Origin of the sequence: Streptomyces sp., assembly GCF_036566765.1 — a bacterium.
GTDB lineage: Bacteria > Actinomycetota > Actinomycetes > Streptomycetales > Streptomycetaceae > Streptomyces.
Window position 1 is genome coordinate 1 of sequence record NZ_DATCVQ010000341.1, and the last position, 2,420, is coordinate 2,420.

A 2,420-nucleotide genomic window follows, 5' to 3' on the forward strand; every position below is an offset into this window, starting at 1 on the left:
ACATGCCGTTCCACCAGGCGGTACTGGCCGCGGTGCCGTCGGTGGCGAACTTGCGGCCGAAGTAGAACATCAGCGGGCGCGGCGCCAGCAGCGTGGCCAGGCACGACAGCCCGAACAGCCCGGTGACGGCGGAGTCCTTGACCAGCAGGGCGCGTGCGGTCTGCGCGCCGACCAGCGACACCGCCGCCGTGATCACCAGGAACACCAGGGTGACGACGGCGAACTCGTCGAGCCGCCGCCGCCACGCGAGGTGGACGGCGCTGTCGAGCACCGGCCATGCGCTGCTGGCCAGGAACGCGGCGAACTCGCTCCAGCCGTGGTCGCGGAGGATGTTGTACGTGACGATCGGCGCGGCGATGTTGAGCGCAAGGGTGAGCACCCAGCCCGCCGCGGCGGCCCCTCTCGACCGGGCGGGCGGCGCCGGCCGCTCTTCCTCTGCGCCGTGCGTGATCGTGCTGTCCGCTGTGGACACGGTTCCCCCTGGTGGTGCCTGTGCGTGCGATGCCGCGAACGTAGGGCAGGAACACGTCAAGGAGACAGGGCCGTCAGGCCAAATGATCACCAAGTGATCACCAAATTTGCCGGAATGGCCGCTTCCGTGTCAGTGCCAGTCCCTCCGGTACGCCTCCCAGTCGCCCTCCTCCGCGGCGAAGTCCACGTACAGGGCGACGCCGAAGTTCTCCCGGTCCCGGTCCGTGCGCCCCAGGCCGAGCCGGGTACCGCGAACGGCGGCCGAGACCGTCTCGGCCGACTCGTGGTGGCCGAGGTCGTCCTCGTGAAAGAAGGGCAGGCCCATCAGCAGGTCGGTGTCCTCGGGGGTGACCTCCAAGGCCAGCGCGGTCTGCTGGGCGACGTAGCCGCCGTACATGCTCTCCAGCGGCATCCACGTGTCGTACGACATGACGGCTATCTGGTCGACCCGGCGGGCGACCTGGCCGAAGAACTCCTGCGACCACCACTTCTCGCTGCCGGTCAGCCCGCCCACCACGGAGTGCAGGGCCGGCAGCGGGTCGATCTGGTGGGCGGCGACGGAGAGCGGGGCCTTGCGGGCGCGGGTCAGCGTGCCGAGGTCGTCCAGGAGCGAGAGGTAGTTCGCGTCGTCGGAGTGCAGCGGCTCCAGGTCGAAGTGGACCCCGTCGAAGCCCGCGTCCAGGATCTGCCGGGTGGAGGCCACCACGGCGGCCCGGGAGCCGGCCTTCTCCAGGCGCAGCCCGTCGGGGCCCTCGGTGGCCAGGACGTCGCCGAGCCAGGCCTGCACGCGTATCCCGGGCATCGTGCGGTGCACGGCGTCGATCAGCCACTTCGCCCGGGGGTACCGGTCGGCGGGCAGCGTGCCGTCGTGCTCCAGCGGTCCGGCGTGCACGTACAGGTCCCGTATCCCGGTGCCCCGGATCCGCTCGGCGAAGGCGGCCAGGTCGGCGTCCTTCTTCCGGCCGTCGACCCAGGCGTGGCCCAGCCAGACGGCGTCCTTGCCGCGCGACTTCGTGCCGTCCGCCAGATCCCCCGCGTAGTTCACCCGCAGCGCCGCGTACGCGCCGACGGGCGGGACGACGAGCAGCAGGACGAGCGCGAGGGCGACCCAACGCCCCCGCCGCCACCAGCTCCGCACACGCTCCTGCACCAGACCCCCAAGGTTCCGTGTCGAGACGATCACCACCCTAGAGGCGGCTACTGACAGTGACGCCTCACGGTCCGTCACGGTTTCCGCAGAGCCCGCCCGGTCGCGAGGGGACATCTACCGTCATAACCTCCGAAACGTGACGCGAAGAGCCGCCCGAGGAGCCGCCCGAACCCTTCTCGCGCTGCTGGTGGCGGCGTGGTGGCTGGTCGTGCCCGCCGTCTCCGGCGCTCGGGCCGACGACCCCGTCACGCTGTCCCGGGAGGGCCAGATCACCGACCGGGCAGGCGCCCTGGGCGAGCGCCGGGCCGCCGTTGCGGAGGCCCTCGACACGCTCTACGACGACCGGCGGCTGCAGCTGTTCGTCGTCTACGTACGCGACTTCTCCGGCCGCTCCGCGCAGAGTTGGGCCGATGCCACGGCGGACCGCAACGGCCTCGGCCAGGACGACGTGCTGCTCGCCGTCGCGACGCAGGGCCGCCAGTACGCGTACACCGTGGACGAAGGCTCCCCGCTCACCGACCCCCAGCTCGACGACGTGGCGCGGACCGCGATCGAGCCCGCCCTGCGGCAGAACGACTGGGCGGGCGCCGCGATCGGCGCGGCGGACGGCTACGACGCCGTGCTCGGCGGCGCGCCCGTGCCCGTCCCCAGCATCACCCCGGGCCCCGCCGACCCCGGCGGCGGGGGCGCGGACGCCATCGAGGCGAGCGACTACATCCTGCCCGTCGCGGTCCTCGGCGGCGCGGGGGCGCTGGCCGCGTACGCGGTCTCCCGCCGCCGCAGACAGCGCGGCGGCGCA

At 72.6% G+C, this 2,420-nt stretch carries 3 protein-coding genes; 1 reads left to right on the plus strand and 2 read right to left on the minus strand.

Translation table 11 applies throughout. The annotated features are described in order from the left end of the window. Together VIU94_RS20185 and VIU94_RS20190 are read right to left on the minus strand one after the other, a co-directional pair. Nucleotides 1-472, minus strand: a 472-nt coding sequence (locus tag VIU94_RS20185; RefSeq protein ID WP_331913236.1) for a VC0807 family protein, incomplete at its 3' end; no start/stop codon positions are given. 129 nt (nt 473-601) lie between these two features. After that, nucleotides 602-1,621 carry a glycoside hydrolase family 18 protein gene (locus VIU94_RS20190; protein WP_331913237.1) on the minus strand — a complete coding sequence of 340 codons (1,020 nt, stop codon included), beginning with the start codon at nt 1,619-1,621 and terminating at the stop codon, nt 602-604. 136 nt (nt 1,622-1,757) lie between these two features. Here VIU94_RS20190 and VIU94_RS20195 point away from each other — a divergent pair. After that, nucleotides 1,758-2,420: TPM domain-containing protein (locus tag VIU94_RS20195; protein ID WP_414720976.1), on the plus strand; the 663-nt coding region annotated here is incomplete at its 3' end.